This window comes from Roseburia sp. 1XD42-34, assembly GCF_009917385.1.
In the GTDB taxonomy this organism is placed as follows: Bacteria; Bacillota; Bacilli; order Bacillales; family Amphibacillaceae; genus Virgibacillus.
The window spans coordinates 26,220-45,169 of the sequence record NZ_QWLJ01000006.1 but is presented as its reverse complement, the minus strand read 5'-3'; the positions used below and the strand labels follow the sequence as shown (position 1 = coordinate 45,169).

Here is an 18,950-nt window from a genome sequence, read left to right as displayed (position 1 = left end):
GTTACTTCTGCCGAGGAAGGCGTTTGGAATTAAAAATGGATAACACATTTACGACATTCTATATTCATATTAAAATATTGGAGGCGCTTAACATGAAAATTTTAATTAATGCAGACGATTTTGGCTTAACAAAAGGGATCACGGATGGAATTCTTAAAGCTCATACAGACGGCGTTGTGCAATCTACTACCTTAATGATGAACGGAAATGCTGTAGAATATGCGATATCTGAAGCAAAAAAACATTCTTCTTTACAAACAGGGATCCATCTCGTTTTAACATGGGGCAAACCACTAACAAAGGAAGCAACGATATTAACTGACTCAAACGGGTTTTTTAAGTATACAAAAGAAGAAAAAGATCTTAAAGAAGATGACTTACAAGCAATTAAATACGAGTGGGAAGCGCAAATAGAAGCTTTTTTAGCTACAGGACTACCACTTCATCATATTGATAGCCACCATCACGTCCATGGTTGGGAACAATTGAAACCTGTTATTGTAGAATTAGCTAATAAGTATCACGTCCCTATTCGCTATACGGAGACTTTACAAAATGAGCGCGACTTGTTATTAACTGAGCAGATTTGGCTCGATTTTTATGATTCAGGAGTAGATGATAAGCTCTTTTCGCAACTGAGGAAGCTGTCAGCTACAAGTGTTGAGGTGATGACACATCCAGGTTTCGTCGATCACGAACTATATCAAGTTAGTTCGTATACAGCTAAGCGAGAAAAGGAATTAGAGCTCCTTTGCTCTTTCATATTGCCTGCATGGGCAGAAAAGCTTTGAGGCAATCTCCTTTTCACTAGGCTTGTGATCTAAAAATTTTACGAAAGAGAAACTAGATTATCTTTCACTTCGGATCATAAAATATTAAAATGGAGGAATAAAGGATGAGTGCTCAACCTGGATCCGTGGCAAAAGTTTGTTTACTTGCTGGTAAAATTATGCTGGAGAGTGGTGCAGAAACATACCGAGTAGAAGATACAATGAACCGAATTGCTGCTTCACTTGGACTTGAAAATGCGGAAAGTTATGCTACGCCAACAGGTATTCAATTTTCTACGGAAGGAGAAGCTTCTTATTTTAGGAGAATTTCCAATCGCTCGAATGATTTACAAAAAATCGCTGATGTAAATAGCATTTCCAGACAAATTACAGCACAATCATTAGATGCTAAAGAAGCTCTTCTGCTGTTAAAAGGTATACAGCATAACAGTGAAACATTTCCATTTTGGCTACAGCTTATTGCTTCAGCGCTAGCTAGCGGTAGTTTCGCCATTATGTTTGGCGGTTCCTGGGCAGACTTTGCCCCTTCCTGTATTGCTGGGGCAGGAGGATACGCAGCAATGATTGGATTTGATAAATTACTAGAAATACGTTTCATTGCCGAATTTGTAGCCTCGTTTTTGATTGCTGTTATTGCCGTGATTAGTATTAAAGCTGAATTTGGGCAATATATGGATAAAATCATCATTGGCGCTGTAATGCCGCTTGTTCCAGGTCTGCATATAACAAATGCCGTTCGGGATTTAATGGCAGGTCATTTAATCGCTGGCATATCAAAGGGTGTAGAAGCTACATTAACTGCAATTGCAATTGGAGCGGGCGTTGCTGTACTTTTCGCTTTTTTACCACATTGATCTCTATACGAAATAATTAGTAGCGTGTAGAAGAAAGAATGGCTCCATCCATAGGTCACGAGAATTCCATCTATGATTTCTTGTTTTCGATTATCTAAGCATAGGGAGTTGATCATCATGTTACTTGCTCAACTTATTACAAGCTATATTGCAGCTGCTTGTTTTGGCATTATTTTCAATGCTCCCCGACATGCACTTATTCAATGCGGCATGGTTGGGATGTTCGGATGGGTTGTTTATTATATCTTGGTTGAGCAAGGATTGGATGTTGTTCCGGCAACCATTTTTGGTTCCATGCTTGTTGCCATTCTCAGTCAGATTTGTGCCAAAATATTTAAAACGCCCATTATTATTTTTAATGTCTCAGGCATTATTCCGCTCGTACCTGGTGGATTAGCATACGATGCGATGAGAAAATTTGTCGAAAATGACTATTTTCTAGCTGTACAACTTTCAGCAAAGGTAATGCTGCTTGCTGGAGCAATAGCTATAGGTTTAATGTTTTCGGAAGTTGTCCATCAGTTGCTGAAAAAAACTTTCGCATGGCTACATCTAGAATAGTTGCTTTTCACTTTTTAACCTTATATGATAGTTGTGTTACTAAACAGAAAATGGAGAGGGTTCTATTGAAAACTGTAGATAAACCAAACGTCGTTATTGTCATCTTCGGAGCAACAGGGGATTTATCAAAAAGAAAGTTATTCCCTTCCATTTATCGCCTTTATCAAAATGGAAAAATTGGTGAGGATTTCGCAGTTGTTGGTCTTGCTCGTCGTCCATGGACGACTGATATATTTCGCGAAAAAGTTTGTGAATCAATAAACGAATCACAAGCACACAATGAGGACGGCTTAGAAGCATTTGCTGCTCATTTTTATTATCAGTCTTTTGATGTGACAGATAATTCTTCCTATACGCATTTAGCTGGGTTGCTAGATCAGTTAGAAGGTCAATACCAAACAAACGGAAACCGCGTTTTTTACTTGGCTATGGCTCCGGAATATTTTGGCACCATCGCTAACCAACTCGAACAAAATGGTTTAAAAGAGAGTACTGGTTGGACCCGATTAGTTATTGAAAAACCATTTGGACACGATCTCATCTCTGCCAAAGAGTTAAATAATCAAATTCGGTTAGCCTTCAATGAGAATCAAATATATCGAATTGACCATTATTTAGGTAAAGAAATGGTGCAAAATATTGAAGTGATCCGGTTTGCAAATGGTATATTTGAGCATTTGTGGAATAACCGATTTATTTCAAATATCCAGGTTACTTCCAGCGAAAAATTAGGCGTTGAGGAACGTGCTCGTTATTATGACCGATCGGGTGCAACAAGAGATATGGTGCAAAACCATATGCTGCAAATGGTCGCACTGTTAGCAATGGAGCCACCAATTAAACTTACACCTGATGAAATACGTTCAGAAAAAGTGAAAGTATTGCGAGCTCTTCGTCTTGTTGAACCAACAGAAGTGGAGAATTACTTTGTACGCGGACAATACGGTCCTGGTCGTTTAGGGAAAGGGTATCGGGAAGAGGCTCCAGAATTAAAAGATTCTATAACTGAAACATACGTTGCTGGAAAAGTAATGATTGATAACTATCGCTGGGCAGGGGTACCTTTTTACATCCGAACAGGTAAAAAGATGAAAGAAAAATCAATTAAAATTGTAGTTGAGTTTAGAGATATACCAATGAACCTATACTATAAGGATGAGTCAGAAAGACATCCTAACTTGTTGGTAATTAATATTCAGCCGAACGAAGGAATCACGCTTCATTTAAACGCTAAAAAAGCTGGTGTAGGCTCTATCGCGCAACCAATTGAATTATCATATACAAACAACGGTGTAGATGGAATAAATACACCCGAAGCGTATGAAAAGCTCATATACGATTGTATTATTGGTGATACAACTAACTTCACCCATTGGGATGAGGTAGCTTATTCTTGGAGGTTTGTTGACGCCGTTTTAGATGCGTGGTCAAAAACAGAACCACTATTTCCCAATTACGCTGCTGGCTCCATGGGACCAGAGGCAGCAGATCGCTTATTAGAAAAGGACGGTTTCCACTGGTGGCCAGTAACAGATTAAGAATAAAAAGGCTGGGAAATAAGCAATTACTATAGAATGAAGATGCGGGGTACCCGGTTAGCAACGTAGCGAATGGAACAAATCAACTAAGGATAAAGTGAACCTTCCATCAGCGGGGTTTTCCTCATCCCCGCCGGATTGTTAGTACCGTAATGGTATGATCTAAAGGCCTTTACGAAATAGGGGATTTAGGGGCTGTTCTCTCCCACTTCGACTTGTTCCGCTCCCATCTTCCATTCTTAGACCGTGAGAGTCTACAACGCCGTTTTACTACGGGATAAAGGAATCATGCCACTAAAACGGGGGATGCCGACGTCGGGCGGCAAGCCCGTATTTAGTCGGCCTTCCTCTTAGCTACAACCGATGATGCCTTATCGGAAGGCGCATTTCTAAAGTCGCATCGTTGCTGGGCTCATGCGCCGGACGTGACTTATTTAGTTCATTTCGTTATCCACAAGCACCTCATTTGATACTTTCTTATCTTTTAAAAAAAGCCGAACAATCTATTTATAATTGTTCGGCTTATGTGTATAAAAAATTCTTACCACCGGTATGTCGAAATACTTCGCTTTCCTGTGGGATCTTCAGTTTGCGCTGTTACGGCAAGCAGTCTACGTATTTTTGAACTACGTTAAAACTTGGGTATACACAATTGGTTCCCTGCTATCTGTGCAGGGAACCTTTTCGTATCTATTATGCATCTTTTTTCTTTTTCTTACGTTTAGCCATTTTAGCAGTTAGATCATCGAATAATGTGTAAATAACTGGGATTAACAAAAGTGTAAAGATACTGGATACGCCTAGACCAAAAATGATTGTAACGGCTAGAGGTTGCTGCATTTCTGCACCTTCTCCAAGCGCCATTGCTAGTGGAATCATAGCCAAAATAGTCGTTAGTGTCGTCATTAATATTGGGCGCAATCTGCTTGATCCAGCTTCCAATATAGCCGTATAACGTTCCATTCCTTTTCGTCGCAGGAGGTTAATATAATCCACTAGTACAATCGAGTTATTGACAACGATCCCTGCCAGCATAATAATTCCGATAAAGGCTGGAATACTTAATGGGATTCCAACGATAAACAATCCAAGCATTACTCCAATAACTGTGGTCGGCATAGCAAACATAATAATAAGTGGAAATAGAAAGTTTTCAAATTGGACAGCCATGACTGCATATACAAGGAAAATCGAAAACACTAATGCAATCGCTAACTCTGTAAATGATTCCGCCATATCTTGTGCTTGACCACCGATTTTATAGCTATAGCCTTCAGGGAGCTCCATATTGGCTAATGTTTTCTCTACATCTTGCGTGATGCTCCCTAAGTCACGATCCACAGTTTGACTGGACACATTCATTTGCGGCTGCTGATTTTCTCTTTGTAAGCTTACTGGTCCACTCATTTGTTTAAATTCAGCTACCTCATCTAAGGAGACCGTCGCTCCTTGAGGGGTTTGGATTTTCATGTCATGCAAATCCTCTATCTTGCTTCGCTGTTCTTCTGGATATATCAATGTAACATCCATTTCCTGTCCATTTTCTCTAAACTGCGTAGCTACTTGACCCGTAAATTGCATTTGAATCTGTCCGAGTACTTGTTCCTGATTTAACCCATACATCGCAGCTTGCTCCTGATTCACTTCAATATTCATTTGTGGGACACCTTCAGAAGCTGACGTCTCTGGATTATAAATACCGTCTATCCGCTCGATATCTCGTACAACCTGTTCAGAGATATCTCTCAATACTTCATGTTCTGGCCCATTTAATTGGACTTGTATCGGGTCCCCCATATTCATACCCGAGTCCATGGAATTTACCGTAATTTCAGCACCTGCGATCCCCTGTAATTTGTCATTTATTTCTTGAACGATTTGAATCGTTGTTTTTTCTCGTTCAGTAGAGGGAATGAGCTGCATTGAATAAACAGCTTGATTTCCACTGCCGCTGTTGCCAGCAACCATATCACCGCCACCAACACTTATATAATTCGTTTCGATCAAAGATTCAAAAGGCTCTAACTCCTTATTCACCTGTTCTACAATTTCTTCCGTATGCTTCAGAGAACTTCCAGGGTCTGTTTCTACGCGGATTTCCAACTGTCCTTGATCCGCAGATGGAATAAATTCCGCTCCAATAAACGGGGTTAAAGCTAAGCTCCCCACAATCGCTACAATCGTTACAAATACTGTTGTTTTCCGATGACCGAGCGCCCATTTCAAAGCTTTTTGATACTTTGTATTTAGCCAACCCAAAAAGCGATCAAACCAATAACGTTTTCCTCCATCTTGCATCGCTTTTTGCAATAACTTGGAAGAAAGCATCGGCACTAAAGTGACGGCTACTATTAATGAAGTAATAAGTGAAAAAGAAACTGCTAATGCTAAAGGGGTAAACATATCCGAAGCAATTCCTTCTACATAAATAATCGGTAAAAATACAACTAATGTCGTTGTTGTAGAAGCAATTACTGCAGGTGCTAACTCACTAGCCCCTTTTATAGCCGCATCCTTTAGACTATACCCACGTTGCCTGTAGGAATAAATATGTTCGAGTATGACAATCGAACTATCGACCATCATTCCTAAACCAAGTGCTAAACCGCCTAATGTTAAAATATTTAATGTTTCACCTGTGAAATACATTAAAATAAACGTTGTTATAATCGCAATTGGTATGGACAATCCAATAACAATCGTTGCTCGAATACTTTTCAGAAATAGGAGCAGGATAAATATAGAAATAGCCCCACCGATAAGAATATTCTGCACAACTGAATCAATAGACATCTGAATAAAATCAGATGTGTCAATAATGATATCCACATTAACATCTGAAGGTAAATCTTGTTTCATTTCTTGTAAACTATCTTCTATATTTGTTGCTACTTCTACAGTATTACTATCGGTCTTTTTTAAAATGGATAAGACGACAGAAGGCTTTCCATTGACGAGTGTCATTCCAGATTGTTCCTTAAAATCATCTTTCACTTCAGCTAAGTCATCCACATGTACTGTTGCCCCAGATTCGGTTTGAACAATCGTTTGTTTTATATCGTCGATTGATTCAAATTCACCAGTTACACGAAGCTGAAGATCCTTATCACCTTTCTCAACCGTTCCTACCGAAGCGGACTGATTCGTACTCGTTAACGATTGCATGATCGTTTGCGCTGTGGCGCCATATTGCTGTAATTTGGCTTCATCTAAAATTAATTGAATTTCTCTTTCTTTTCCACCTTCTACATTAACAGACCCTACTCCACCTTGTCGTTCTAAAAATGGGACAACTTGGTCGTCGGCTGTTTTTGTTAAAGATGCTGCGTTTTCCCCGGTTAAACCAACCCACATAACCGGCAGTTGGTCCGGGTTAAAACGCATAATATTCGGATCACCCGCCTGACTAGGTAAAAGGTCTTTCACCTGGTCAACACTTTCTCTTACATCCAATAAGGCTTGGTCTAAATCCGTTCCGTTATTAAACATGAGTACAACAAGGGAAGACCCTGATTGTGATTGCGATTGAACCGTTTCTATCCCTTCTACAGTACTAACAGCTGATTCAATTGGACGACTAATTAAATTTTCTACTTCTTGTGGTGCTGCATCTTGATATGATGTTGCTACAACTGCTACTGGAAGATCAATCTTTGGAAAGAGATCAACTGTTAGGCTTCGTAATGAAACGGCACCGAGAGCTAGTATAGCGAGAACGATCATAATAACGCCTACTGGACGTTTGACAGATGTTTTGATTAGCTTCAAGATTTACTCCCCTTTCGCAACTTTAACCTGACTACCATCCTTTAATGACAGTTGTCCTTTTACGATCACTTTATCGCCAGCTTTGACCTCTCCCTCAATCGCTGTTTCCTCTGATTGAGATTCCTGTACTGTAACGTCAACGCGTTTTGCCTTATTATCTTTCACTACATAGATAAATGATTCACCGCCTTGCTCTTCTACAGCAGCAGTTGGAACGATAATCGTATCTTTAATTCTTGTTTCTGGCACCAATAACTGTGCTATCATGCCTGGTAATAATTTTGCTTCTTTATTACTGACCTTCGCCTGAATTGGGTAAAGTCCAGTATCATTTGGCACGGTTCCAATAGAAGTAACCGTTGCTGTAAATTCTTTTTCATCTATATTAACAGGTAACTCATCTTCTTTATTCATTAATTTACGATCATTTGCTGTTACGTCAAATTCAATGATTAAAGGATTTAAATCAGCAACCACAGCCAATGGCTCTTCTGTAGATACCATCTCGCCCTCATTTGCTGTTAACTGAACAAGCTTTCCATCCTTAGGTGCTCGGATACTTTGCTTACCCGCTTGTGAAGAGATGGTTGCAATCACATCCCCTTCCTCGACTTGTTCACCATTACTAACTTCTAACTGATCGATTTTACTTGGAGCCTGTACTACGACTGGACTGGAAGCAGACGGCTTTGCTCTGCCATAAAGGCTCTTTTCAATCTCAATAGAACCTTCTTTCACTTCTTCCGTTTCTACAGGAGTTACCCGCTCTTTATTTTCTTCTTTATTCTCTTCTTCCTGATTGCACGCAGCTAGCAAAAAAATCATAACTATAACTGCTACAAATAGTAAAATTTTCTTCACCTATTTTACTCCTCTCTTTACTGTCAAGATGTCATAATAATTCAATATCTAGTACTTCCGCGATTCTGTTTACATCTTCTATTAACATATCATGGGCAGTAAAATGCGCAAGTAACCCTTGTATGACAAGTATATTATTATTTTCAGCTATTTCATTTTGCAATAATTGTAACACTTCATATAATCGTTCTTTCCTCATTTGCGGCACTTTTAGCGCTGGTATTTTTTCTTTTAAGCTGTTAATTACCTCTTGTTTGTTTTGTTTGTTAGTATTATTCCTACTGTATATTTCTGGGATCTGCATAGTGTCGACAAGTGGGGATGCCTCTGCTTTTACCATTCCTGCTATTAAATCATGCAAACGTCTAACCATAAATTGCCCAGCTTGCTCTAGGTCAAATTCAACATCTTCCACGATGAGCCAATGAAAATAACTATGTATTAAACCTGATGACTGGATAATAGCATCCATCACAAATTCCTGTAATTGTTTTCCGTATATACTCTCCAAGTTCTCCCTTAACCAATGAATATAGTCTAGCCTAAATGCACGTATTTGTTCCTCAAACTCCTCTTCAATTAGCATGTTACTTCTAAGATAAATCGTAATAAATTCTTTATGTCGTTCCATGTATTTTATTAATATTGTTATTTGCTTTGCAAAACGAGCACTCGCATCATCATTTGTTTTGACTTGCGCCAGCTCTTCCATCATAAACCTGTGAAACTCTTTCATCGTCGTTTTCATAAATACTTTTTTCGACGGAAAATAGCTGTAGAAAGACCCTTTAGAAACACCTGCTTTATTGGCAATTTCCTGAATAGAAGTATTGTGATAACCCTTTTGAGCAATTAATTTTATACCGATTTCCACCAATTTCCTTTTCTTTTCAAGCATAAGTTTCACCTATTTTCTAATTACGTACTCTCCCACGTAAATGTTTCATTTAGTTAGGCTGATTTGTCACAAAAAAGTTTTTTTCTAAAAGATTTGACATGATATAATTAAATGAAAACTACATCTTAATTGACTTACCGGTCAGTCAAAAAAGGAATGCTCATATAATAACAACTTATAGGCTGAAAATCAACTAGAAATAAAAGAAATTTCTTCATCGAATGATTTTCTCCTTCCTTTAGCTTACTTCTATCATACAGACCATATCGTTGTTCCGTCATGAACGAAAGGTATATTTTCATCTAGTACTTGAGGCGTATTTCCATGCTGGAACTTAGGCAAGTTTCCTAAACGGTGGAATTCCTCTACATAAAAGAGTTTACTATAATATGAAACGGATAAAGACAAAAGTAAAATGAGTCCGGTGCAATACCGAACTCATTTTACTAAGCTGCTCCTAATGAAATAACGGTGTCTAACTTTTAGGGGACGCTTCATCGCATAATTAACCAAACATTATCCACTAGAATAAAGGTACAAGCGCCCGTTTAGCAAGGTAGCGAATGGAACGAATCAACGAAAGTTTTAGGTATCATGCTCCTGCAACAGGAGTATGCCGACGCCTGAGCGGCAAGCCCATTTTTAGTCGGCCTTCCTATTAACCACGAACCGATGATGACTTATCGGAGGGCGCATTTCTAAAGTCGCATCCTTGCTGGCGCCATGACTATTCGGTTAGTTCGTTATCCTAAGCACCTCATTTTTTTACTTTCTTGTCTTACTAAAAAAATTGTCTTTCCTTATTGTAGTCAGAAAAAACTTCTGCTAACCCACAAATACTAATAAAAATATAGAAAACGATATAAAAGAATAGCTTGGTCGCTTCTTATCAGTACCTTTCTCTTTTGTACCTAAAACGTTGAGTTAAATATACAATTCCATAGAAATGGGAAACTTAGCTATATTTCTCGACTGAAATTTAAGTCATTTCGCAACAAATTTTGACCTAGAGGGGAATTACAAAATTATCGCTTAGCATTGACGTAAAGCTTCTGCGGGCATGATTTTCTTGTGAAAGAGTGCGGAAGAAAAGGGTTTCGCATCCCCACTAGGGTGCCATAACCGCCTTCATAAAGTAATCTTTAATCAATGGGGGCATTCGTCCTCTACGGCTTGTTAGTACCATAATGGTAGTCCACATACGAGACAAGGTATTTAGCTGCTGTTATCTCCCACTAAACTTGTTACAGTACAGATTACTTAACTCCTGAAGCGGGAGTCCCACAGCATCTTATAGTACGGGATAAATCCAATTGAGTTTGTGGTAAATATAATTCACAAACTCAATTGTTCCATTTCCCAATATACACTTAGCTAGAAGGTGATTTTAGTAGACAGGGTGCGTATGGGTTATATACAAAAGGCAAATAAAAGCTAAGAAGGAAATTCGAGGTGTCATTCTCCATCCTGTTGCAAATCCCCTTTTATTGGTTTATAAACATACTACGGCTCTTCTTTTTCCACATCGGTTCATTAATATCGTTTTAGGAGTGATTTAGGTATAGGCAATTTAGATTGTCCAAACAGAAAAGTACGGTTCATATGTACGATTAACTGACTTGTCCGCTTATACTGCAAATCAAAAGTGTTGAAAGATACATCTAACTGAAGTTCAGAACCGTCGTAAAAAGCAACATAAGTGCCCTTATTATTCCTTTCAAAACCATATATATGGTGATAAGCAAGCCATACATTATTTTTATTTTTTATAGATGCAGTTGGCATCATAAAAACGCCTTTTTCTGGAATCACAGGAATTGGAAGCTTACTGGATGAGCCTAATACGTCCTTTACAGCTAATCTTCTCCCCTCTAGTGTAGATCCGTATATTAAACAACTATTATCAATGATTTGCTCTGGTTTGTGCAACGACATTGTCTCCGACATATCCGCTTCCAAAATATGAGAACGATAATAGTTATGCTCACTCCAGCATATCGCTTTTGTATGTGGGGATATGATATATAATGATGTAATTCGATGTTTCAAAATAACCCTCCTTTTTAAAAATACATTTCTCTTTTCAACCTGATTTATTTTCAATACAAAAAAAGAAATTTCTTTATATTCTATATTTTACTATCTCACGTACATTTTGTCTCTGGTTTGACAGCTTGAATTAGGCACAAACCATTTACAATTGAAAGAAGCGTAAATTATAGGCTATGTTTTTAAAAATAGATAGCAATATATAAAAAGCAGAACACATCCTTTAGGACCTGTGTTCTGCTTTTATAAGTAAAAAAATGATTTGTACTTATAATATTGCTCAAATCTGTTAAGGGGGAAACACCGGATTCATCATCGTCCAACCCTCACCTTAGCGACTTTAGAATCCAGATGCTATCTTTTCTTTGCAACCACATTCAAGTTGGTGTACGGAGCATACTAGTATCGACAACTAGACAACAAGAGTACTTTGACTTAGGTGGCGCCAATATCTTTGCTATTCCCCTCTGTATTAAAAACGAACTTAAGCAATATTATTGATTTCCTTCTTCGTTTTGCTTATCTTGATCTTTGTTCATATCGCCATTATCATTTGTGTTGCCGTTGTCTTCATCCTGTAGTTCTTGGTCGTTCTCATTCATTCCACCATTATCCTCAGCAGGCTGATCGTTATTATTTTCCTGTTCCTCCATTGGAGTATCGTCTTCTACAGGGTCTTGATTATCATCTGTGCCACAAGCCGCAATGAGTGATAAAGCAATGGCGGAAGCGCCGAGTTTCACGAGAAGCTTTGATTTCATGTGCATTTCCTCCTTTTTAATTGGTTCGTTTTTTAGCTTAACCAACTTAGAAGAAGTCATACTCTTTTTTATCCATTTTCAGCTAATTATTCCCTCACATAATATTTTTTAAAATGGACCTATATAGTGAAATTTCATCCAATAGGAGTTTAAATACTCGAATTAACGAGCGAAAACTAGTGCCCAGACATTCCTGGAAAAAGAAAAACTGCATTTTATGGATTGTTAACATAGTTTATCCATCCTTGAAAAAGAAGAACGCTTTTCTGCGTGCGATGCACCGCTTTCGATCCTATTGCTATACACCTACTGATCAATATCCTACCCAATACGAACGAATCAGGAATAGAGCAGCGGTTATCCCCCGCTTCGACTATTGAAGCGATCGTTTTATGACATATTTGCTTATAAATTAACTGAGCCGTTATTTTATAGCAAACATAATTTCAGCTTCACAAGCCAACTCTCCATCTACAGTAGCCACTGCTTTTCCTTTTCCGATTGGTCCTTTTAATCGAAGAATTTCTACTTCCATTTGCAATTGGTCTCCCGGGCGAACTTGGCGTTTAAATCGACAATTGTCTATTCCTGCCAAAAAACCAATCTTTCCTCGATTTTCTTTTTTCCCCAGCATGGCAATTGCCCCAAGCTGTGCCAAGGCCTCAACAATAAGCACACCCGGCATCACAGCATACTCAGGGAAATGCCCTTGAAAAAAAGGTTCATTCGCTGTTACATTTTTCAAACCAGCAACACGCTTTCCTTCTTCCACTTCTGTTACTCGATCTACTAGTAAAAATGGATAGCGGTGTGGAATGATCTCTTTAATTTGTTCAATATTCATATGAACAACCTCTTTTCTTGTTTAAATTTAATTCTATTGCAACATTTACCGAAAAGCTCAACCAGCGAAAATTCAGTTTTGAAAAGTTGCCTATATAGGCTTGGCGATAATTTGTCCACATCCGACAAATTTAGCCCCTTCAGTAAGGAACAAAGGCGCAGAGCGCCCGTTTAGCAACGTAGCAACTGGAACAAAGCAACTAAAGTTTTAGGAATCATGGTGAGGATACGAACAAATGATGACTTATCGGAAGTCGATTTCGTGAAGTCGCATCGTTGCTGGGCTCATGCGCCGGATGTGGCTATTCGGTTATTTCGTTATCCCCAAGCACCTCATTGTATACTTTCTTATCTGTAAAAAAACACCTGAGTCGCTATAAGACTAGGTGCTTGCTTAATTTGGTTTCGTAACAATATCAATAATATGCTGCCAAGTTTCTGTCTTTAATACATCTGTTGGCGCACCATCTCCAATAACTCCATAGCCAATCATTAATCCAACAACTAAGGCAATGATACAAAACAGTAAAATAACAATAATACGTAGCCAAATTGGAAAAATGCGCACTCTCGGGCGTCTATTTTTTTTATTTGCTATTTGCTTACTTTGTTGCTTGACCCTATCCCGTCCGTTTGACTCATTATGATGTTGAGCTTCTTGATGCTTTTCTTGCCATCGTTGTTCCCATGCTTTCCTAAATGAGCTATATTTGCCTTTGAAAGTTGGATCTTGTGGTTGAATGGACATATTTGTTTCTCCTTACTGTTTACCTTAAATAGGAAATGAATCTGCAGTCAGTGGGGTTCTTTTTCCTATACTGACTGTTAGTAATACAAGAGTATAACTCTTAAACAAACGAAGATGTAGGTGTTGTATCCGCTGACCTAGACTTTTTTGTCTTGACTTTAGTTCTTAAGTAGAGCTTACAACACCTTACATCAAGGATTAAAACCTAGCGCATCTGGTTAATCAGACCAGACATTTGATCGCTCATAGAAATGGTTCTGGCATTAAACTGATAAGCACGTTGAGTCATAATTAAGTCTGACATTTCCTTAGACATATTCACATTAGACGCTTCTAAGGTACCACTTTGGAGCACCTGGTTTCCAGCTGCTGGCTGGATTACATCGGCAAATGCAGCCTCTGTATTTGCTATATTAGGTAAACGGAATGCATTTTCTCCGGCAGCTTCAAGCAAATCCGGACGCAAAGCTTCAACAATAGCAAGTGTTCCAACGGTTTCCGTTTCGTCGCCTCGCTTGACAAGTATTTGTCCATCAGGTTGTACAGAAATATCATCAAAACCGGAAGCTATACGAATAGGACCATTTACTCCTAGTACTGGATTTCCATTTCTATCAACGAGCATCACTTGTTGATTATCATTAACAGGGCTCAAATAAAATGCTCCATCTCGAGTAAAACGTGTTTCTGTTACTCCGTTTTCTGTTGCTTCAATTTGGAAAAAATGGTTCATTTCTAATAAAGCTGTATCCAAGCTACGATCTGTCTCACGTAACGAACCTAATTGCAAATTCGCATTAATCGATCCTAATTTTGCTCCCGATCCTACGCGTATACCATCTGGAGTCTGTCTCCCGGCTGTGTTTGCAGGGTGCGACAAATTATCCATCTGTTGAAAAAGCAGCGAGGAAAAATTAGCCTGTCTGCTTTTATAGCCAGTTGTTTGGTTATTAGCCATGTTATTACCTATGACATCCAATTTTTGTTGCAGTTGATTCATTGTTACTGCAGCCTGAATCATTGCTCGTGACATGCTATTCTCTCCCCTTTAGACTAAACGTCCTATTTCACTAACTGCTTTTTCCATACTTTGATCATAAGCCTTTAACACTCGTTGATTTGTCTCAAACAGTCGGTAAGACTCCATCATTTGGGTCATTGCTTGTAAAGTATCTACGTTGGATCTCTCCAAAAAACCCTGTTTTACAGAAAACGTTGCACCCGCCGGCACAGCTTCCACATCTCCATTGTACAAATCATTTCCTTCTTTTACCATTGCATTTGCATCAGTTGCATAGGCAATCCCTAATGGCACCGTCCCATTATCAGTCTGCAATAGACCATCATTCGTCACAGTAAAATCCTTATCATTCGTTGCAATAGGTTCTCCATTTGCATCTAAAACATAATATCCCTCATTTGCAACTAAAAATCCTGCACCATCTACCGTAAAGTTTCCATTTCGTGTATAACGGACATCTCCAGCTTCATTTTGCACCGTAAAAAACAATGCTCCAGTTTCATCAGGCAAATTGCGTTGCACTAGTGCAAAGTCAGTTGGAATCCCTGTTTCTTGTACGTCACCCTGGTTAAAATTCGGAATCATTTCCTGTGCATACACTCCCGTATTCAAAGAACCAATCGGTTGTCGAATAGGGATATATGTTTTACTTTGTGTAGGAAGCTTTTTTCCTGCCATTTGATTCATCAACATTTCAGGAAAAGCGCGCAAAGTTGTTTGATCTGCTTTATAACCGGGGGTGTTAGCATTGGAAATATTATTAGCAAAAGCCTCCTGCTGCCGTTGTTGCGCAATCATACCGCTAGCAGCTGTGTAAAAGCCCCTTAACACTGGCGTTACCTCCCTTTCTTATATCTAGAAAACTTAAATAACTTTTTTTCGATCTACTTTGTCGATATTTTCCAACATAATACCAGTTCCCTTAGCTACACAATTCATTGGCTCTTCCGCAATAAATACAGGAACTTTTAATTCCTCTGCTAATAACTCATCAATGCCATGAATTAATGCGCCTCCCCCAGTTAATATCACGCCTCGATCAATAATGTCTGCAGAAAGCTCTGGAGGTGTACGTTCTAAGACAGATTTTGCTGCTTGTACAATAAGATAGACAGACTCCCGCAATGCTTCCTCAATTTCTTTAGAGTTTACTTTGATAGTTCGTGGCAAACCAGAGACCATATCACGCCCTCTAATTTCCATTTCTTCATTACGCGCACCTTGAAAGACGGTAGCGACATTAATTTTTATTTCCTCTGCCGTTCGCTCACCGATCAACAGCTTATATTTCTTCTTTATGTATTGAAGAATTTCACTATCAAAATTGTCACCGGCCATTTTAATGGACTCAGACGTTACAATATCACCCATGGATAGTACAGCTACATCTGTTGTACCGCCCCCGATATCAACGACCATATTCCCACTCGGCTGGAATATTTCCATCCCTGCGCCGATAGCGGCCACTTTAGGTTCTTCTTCTAAATAAATCTTTTTTCCACCTGATTTTTCTGCAGCTTCTTTAATGGCTTTTTGCTCCACTTTGGTAATATTTGTCGGACAGCATATCAAAATCCTAGGTTTTGATAACAAGCCCTTTACATTAATCTTATTAATGAAATGTTTGAGCATCGCTTCCGTAACATCAAAATCGGCAATTACGCCATCCTTTAATGGTCGGATAGCTTCGATATTTCCAGGTGTCCGACCTACCATTTTCCTTGCTTCTTCGCCAACTTCCAACACTTTTCCTGTATTTCGATCCATAGCAACCACCGACGGCTCATTCAACACAATCCCTTTTCCCTTAAGGTGAATTAAGACGTTGGCTGTCCCAAGATCGATCCCTATATCCCTTGAAAACATGGGCTAATATCCTCCTAATTCCATACTATATCTTATTTTGTCCATACTGCTTCTAATATACTATTTTAACACAATTATCTACTTTTAACTGTAGTTTATTAAAATTTTGTAAAAAAACGTCGGATGCTTTATCAAAATCGGCATTTACTTAACAAATAATTACATGCATCATTCCTTTTAACGGTCCGTCTCCTATTAAAATCGAAAAATATAGGATTCATCATTCATACTGACATTGTAAAAAAAATAAGGCTAGCTTGAAATGTGAACTTCGCCGATTTTTCATTTATCCTTAAAAAAAGTGCAGAGCAAGAGCTATTCATATAACGGAAGCTTGAGGAGATGCACCATTTTTATAAGCAAGGAAAACACCTACCTAAAATTCGTTAAATCTTACATTAAGATTAACTCTGAACCCGTCTAAATGTTGCTTTCTCTTTAGAAAAAAAAATAATTCAGTGGAAGTATTTTTCCCTTCCACTGAACAATAGATATTTACATGTATTGTTTCGATCCTTTTCCTAAAAAGAGGAATGATATGCTTATCCTACTGGCTTCACTTCTCTTTTTTTTGCGGATTCTGCATCGACTTTATATTTCTTCCTTGTTGCTTCGCCCCCTCGCAAATGTCTAATTGCCTTATGGTGTTCAAGGATTTTTTTTACCTCGCTTGCTAATTCGGGATTTATTTCTGGTAATCTTTCCGTTAGATCTTTATGAACTGTACTTTTAGAAACACCGAATTCCTTCGCTATAACGCGAACTGTTTTTTTTGTCTCCACCAGATAATTTCCTATCCTGATTGTTCGTTCTTTGATGTAATCATGCACACCGTTCGCCTCCCTGAGTTGTATATTTCTGAGGTGATCATTTGAGACAGGTGTTTTACAATTTGGTTTGAATGAAAGTTAGGGCTACTATCCTGTTGAAATTTTATGTAGACGTATAATCCTGCCATCAATAAAAAGATTAAAAATTCTGTATTTTAAACCTGTAAAAAGTACAATAGCTACATTTGTCAGACTGATTAACATCCCCATATGCTCTTCACCTCAGACACTTCTGTTTTATTGGTTTGTATAAGTTTATTATGATGGGAGAAGGATTATGCTTAAAAAAGCACCTTGTGCATACTAGACAAGCCAATTCTAAAAAACTAAGATAAACAGAAACTTCAATCCGCAGGGTTTTTCATTCATCCGCTACGGATTGTTAGTACCGTAATAGTATGACCTAAGGCTTTTGAATCGGTCATTTAGGTGCTGCTATCTCCTATTTAGACTTGTCGCTATACAGATTATCCAACTCCTGAAGTGGGAGACTTACAGTACCTTATATACGGGATAATAATGGAGCAACGAAAGCTTACCTAGAAACATGGAAAACGCCTTTGATTGGATCATCAAAGGCGTTCCTGCTTGCGGAAGCAATAAGCAAACATACCTATTAACTGTTTAATTCTGGATCCGTTTCTTCTGTTGCATCTGGATTATCTACTTCATCTGATTCTTTATCTGATTCTTTATCTGATTCTTCGTTCGCATCTTCAGCTTCCTCAGAAGAAGGATCGTCTCCTTGCTCTCCCTCAGCTTCCTCATTTTCAGGCTGTTCCGCTTCTTTTTGTGCATCGACATCTTCAGATTTTTCCTCTGTTACTTTGCTCAAACTACTTACTGGTTGATTGAAGTACGCTTCTGGATTAACTTCGTTATCGTCCTTACGTAACTCAAAGTAAACATGGGTTCCACTGTCTTTACCGAATACACTCTTTCCTGCTGTTCCTAATGTGTCACCTTGCTTTACTTCAGATCCTGGTTTGACGTTTACTTCTTCAAGGCTTGCATAATAGGTGGTTACATCGTCTTCATGGGTCAATACAACAACATTTCCAAGTAATGGATCCTCTTTCACTTCTGTAACCTCACCACTTAAGGCTGCGACAACATCAAATGATTCGCCACTCGCAGAAGCAATATTCACTCCATCGCTTTCATAATATTTATTGTTGTACCAAACCAATGCTTGCTCTTGCTCTTTTTGTTCAGCATTGTAATCATAAAATTTAGTTACGATTTCTGCTTCTTCTGGGTTTGTAACAGGCATTTGTATCGTTTCCTGTTGTTCTAACACAGGTTCAGCTCTTTCTCCATGCTCTGCTGGAATAAATTCATCTGTTTCTTCTTGGGCATCAGGTACTTGATTGTCTATGTTTTGATACCAAACAACAACAGATAACAATACAGCGGCAATCGTTAAATAGACGGCTGGGAAGAACCATTTTTTACGAAAAATCCGACTCCACTTATTTTTTGAAGTCCCTTTGTTTTCCTCTTTCATAAGATCATCACCTCAACATCATTCTGATCAGAAAAAGGAATTTATATACATCTA

16 protein-coding genes are annotated in these 18,950 nt (G+C 38.5%); 4 read left to right on the top strand and 12 right to left on the bottom strand.

All coding sequences use genetic code 11. The features are described from left to right. The first annotated feature begins 92 nt into the window (after nt 1-92). From chbG to zwf, 4 genes are all read left to right on the top strand, one after another. On the top strand, nt 93-791 hold the full coding sequence (gene chbG / locus D1839_RS04735; RefSeq protein ID WP_120378892.1) for a chitin disaccharide deacetylase: 699 nt from the start codon (nt 93-95) through the stop codon (nt 789-791). A 104-nt stretch (nt 792-895) separates the two neighbouring features. Next, nucleotides 896-1,645, top strand: a complete 750-nt coding sequence (locus tag D1839_RS04730; protein ID WP_120378891.1) for a threonine/serine exporter family protein — start codon at nt 896-898, stop codon at nt 1,643-1,645. A 117-nt stretch (nt 1,646-1,762) separates the two neighbouring features. After that, on the top strand, nt 1,763-2,206 hold the full coding sequence (locus D1839_RS04725; protein ID WP_120378890.1) for a threonine/serine exporter family protein: 444 nt from the start codon (nt 1,763-1,765) through the stop codon (nt 2,204-2,206). A gap of 65 nt (nt 2,207-2,271) precedes the next feature. Next, nucleotides 2,272-3,744 (top strand): glucose-6-phosphate dehydrogenase, encoded by a 1,473-nt coding sequence (gene zwf / locus D1839_RS04720; RefSeq protein ID WP_183030202.1) that lies wholly within the window; start codon nt 2,272-2,274, stop codon nt 3,742-3,744. Nucleotides 3,745-4,437: 693 nt separating this feature from the next. On the opposite strand, the gene D1839_RS04715 is transcribed toward zwf, so the two are convergent. From D1839_RS04715 to D1839_RS04660, 12 genes are all read right to left on the bottom strand, one after another. Next, nucleotides 4,438-7,512, bottom strand: a complete 3,075-nt coding sequence (locus D1839_RS04715) for an efflux RND transporter permease subunit (RefSeq protein ID WP_120378889.1) — start codon at nt 7,510-7,512, stop codon at nt 4,438-4,440. 3 nt (nt 7,513-7,515) lie between these two features. Further along, complete coding sequence (locus D1839_RS04710) at nt 7,516-8,373, bottom strand: efflux RND transporter periplasmic adaptor subunit (protein WP_199689967.1); 858 nt, start codon at nt 8,371-8,373, stop codon at nt 7,516-7,518. Nucleotides 8,374-8,404: 31 nt separating this feature from the next. Next, the gene (locus D1839_RS04705) at nt 8,405-9,271 is read right to left on the bottom strand and encodes a TetR/AcrR family transcriptional regulator (protein WP_120378888.1); all 867 of its coding nucleotides are present in this window, start codon (nt 9,269-9,271) and stop codon (nt 8,405-8,407) included. A gap of 1,533 nt (nt 9,272-10,804) precedes the next feature. Next, entirely contained in the window at nt 10,805-11,320 is a 516-nt protein-coding gene (locus D1839_RS04700; RefSeq protein WP_120378887.1) for a competence protein ComK, read from the bottom strand. A 494-nt stretch (nt 11,321-11,814) separates the two neighbouring features. After that, on the bottom strand, nt 11,815-12,081 hold the full coding sequence (locus tag D1839_RS04695; RefSeq protein ID WP_120378886.1) for a hypothetical protein: 267 nt from the start codon (nt 12,079-12,081) through the stop codon (nt 11,815-11,817). A gap of 424 nt (nt 12,082-12,505) precedes the next feature. Then, on the bottom strand, nt 12,506-12,925 hold the full coding sequence (gene fabZ / locus D1839_RS04690; RefSeq protein WP_120378885.1) for a 3-hydroxyacyl-ACP dehydratase FabZ: 420 nt from the start codon (nt 12,923-12,925) through the stop codon (nt 12,506-12,508). Nucleotides 12,926-13,318: 393 nt separating this feature from the next. After that, nucleotides 13,319-13,672, bottom strand: coding sequence for a DNA-directed RNA polymerase subunit beta (locus tag D1839_RS04685; protein ID WP_120378884.1), 354 nt, complete (start codon nt 13,670-13,672; stop codon nt 13,319-13,321). Between the two features lie 205 nt (nt 13,673-13,877). Then, entirely contained in the window at nt 13,878-14,705 is an 828-nt protein-coding gene (locus D1839_RS04680; protein WP_120378883.1) for a flagellar hook-basal body protein, read from the bottom strand. A gap of 15 nt (nt 14,706-14,720) precedes the next feature. Continuing rightward, nucleotides 14,721-15,524, bottom strand: a complete 804-nt coding sequence (locus D1839_RS21075; RefSeq protein WP_120378882.1) for a flagellar hook-basal body protein — start codon at nt 15,522-15,524, stop codon at nt 14,721-14,723. Nucleotides 15,525-15,557: 33 nt separating this feature from the next. Then, nucleotides 15,558-16,559 (bottom strand): rod shape-determining protein, encoded by a 1,002-nt coding sequence (locus D1839_RS04670; protein ID WP_120378881.1) that lies wholly within the window; start codon nt 16,557-16,559, stop codon nt 15,558-15,560. A gap of 542 nt (nt 16,560-17,101) precedes the next feature. After that, nucleotides 17,102-17,389 carry a sporulation transcriptional regulator SpoIIID gene (gene spoIIID / locus D1839_RS04665; RefSeq protein ID WP_050350989.1) on the bottom strand — a complete coding sequence of 96 codons (288 nt, stop codon included), beginning with the start codon at nt 17,387-17,389 and terminating at the stop codon, nt 17,102-17,104. A 616-nt stretch (nt 17,390-18,005) separates the two neighbouring features. Then, nucleotides 18,006-18,896: a M23 family metallopeptidase gene (locus tag D1839_RS04660; protein ID WP_120378880.1), complete on the bottom strand. Its 891-nt coding sequence runs from the start codon at nt 18,894-18,896 to the stop codon at nt 18,006-18,008. Between the last annotated feature and the right edge of the window lie 54 nt (nt 18,897-18,950).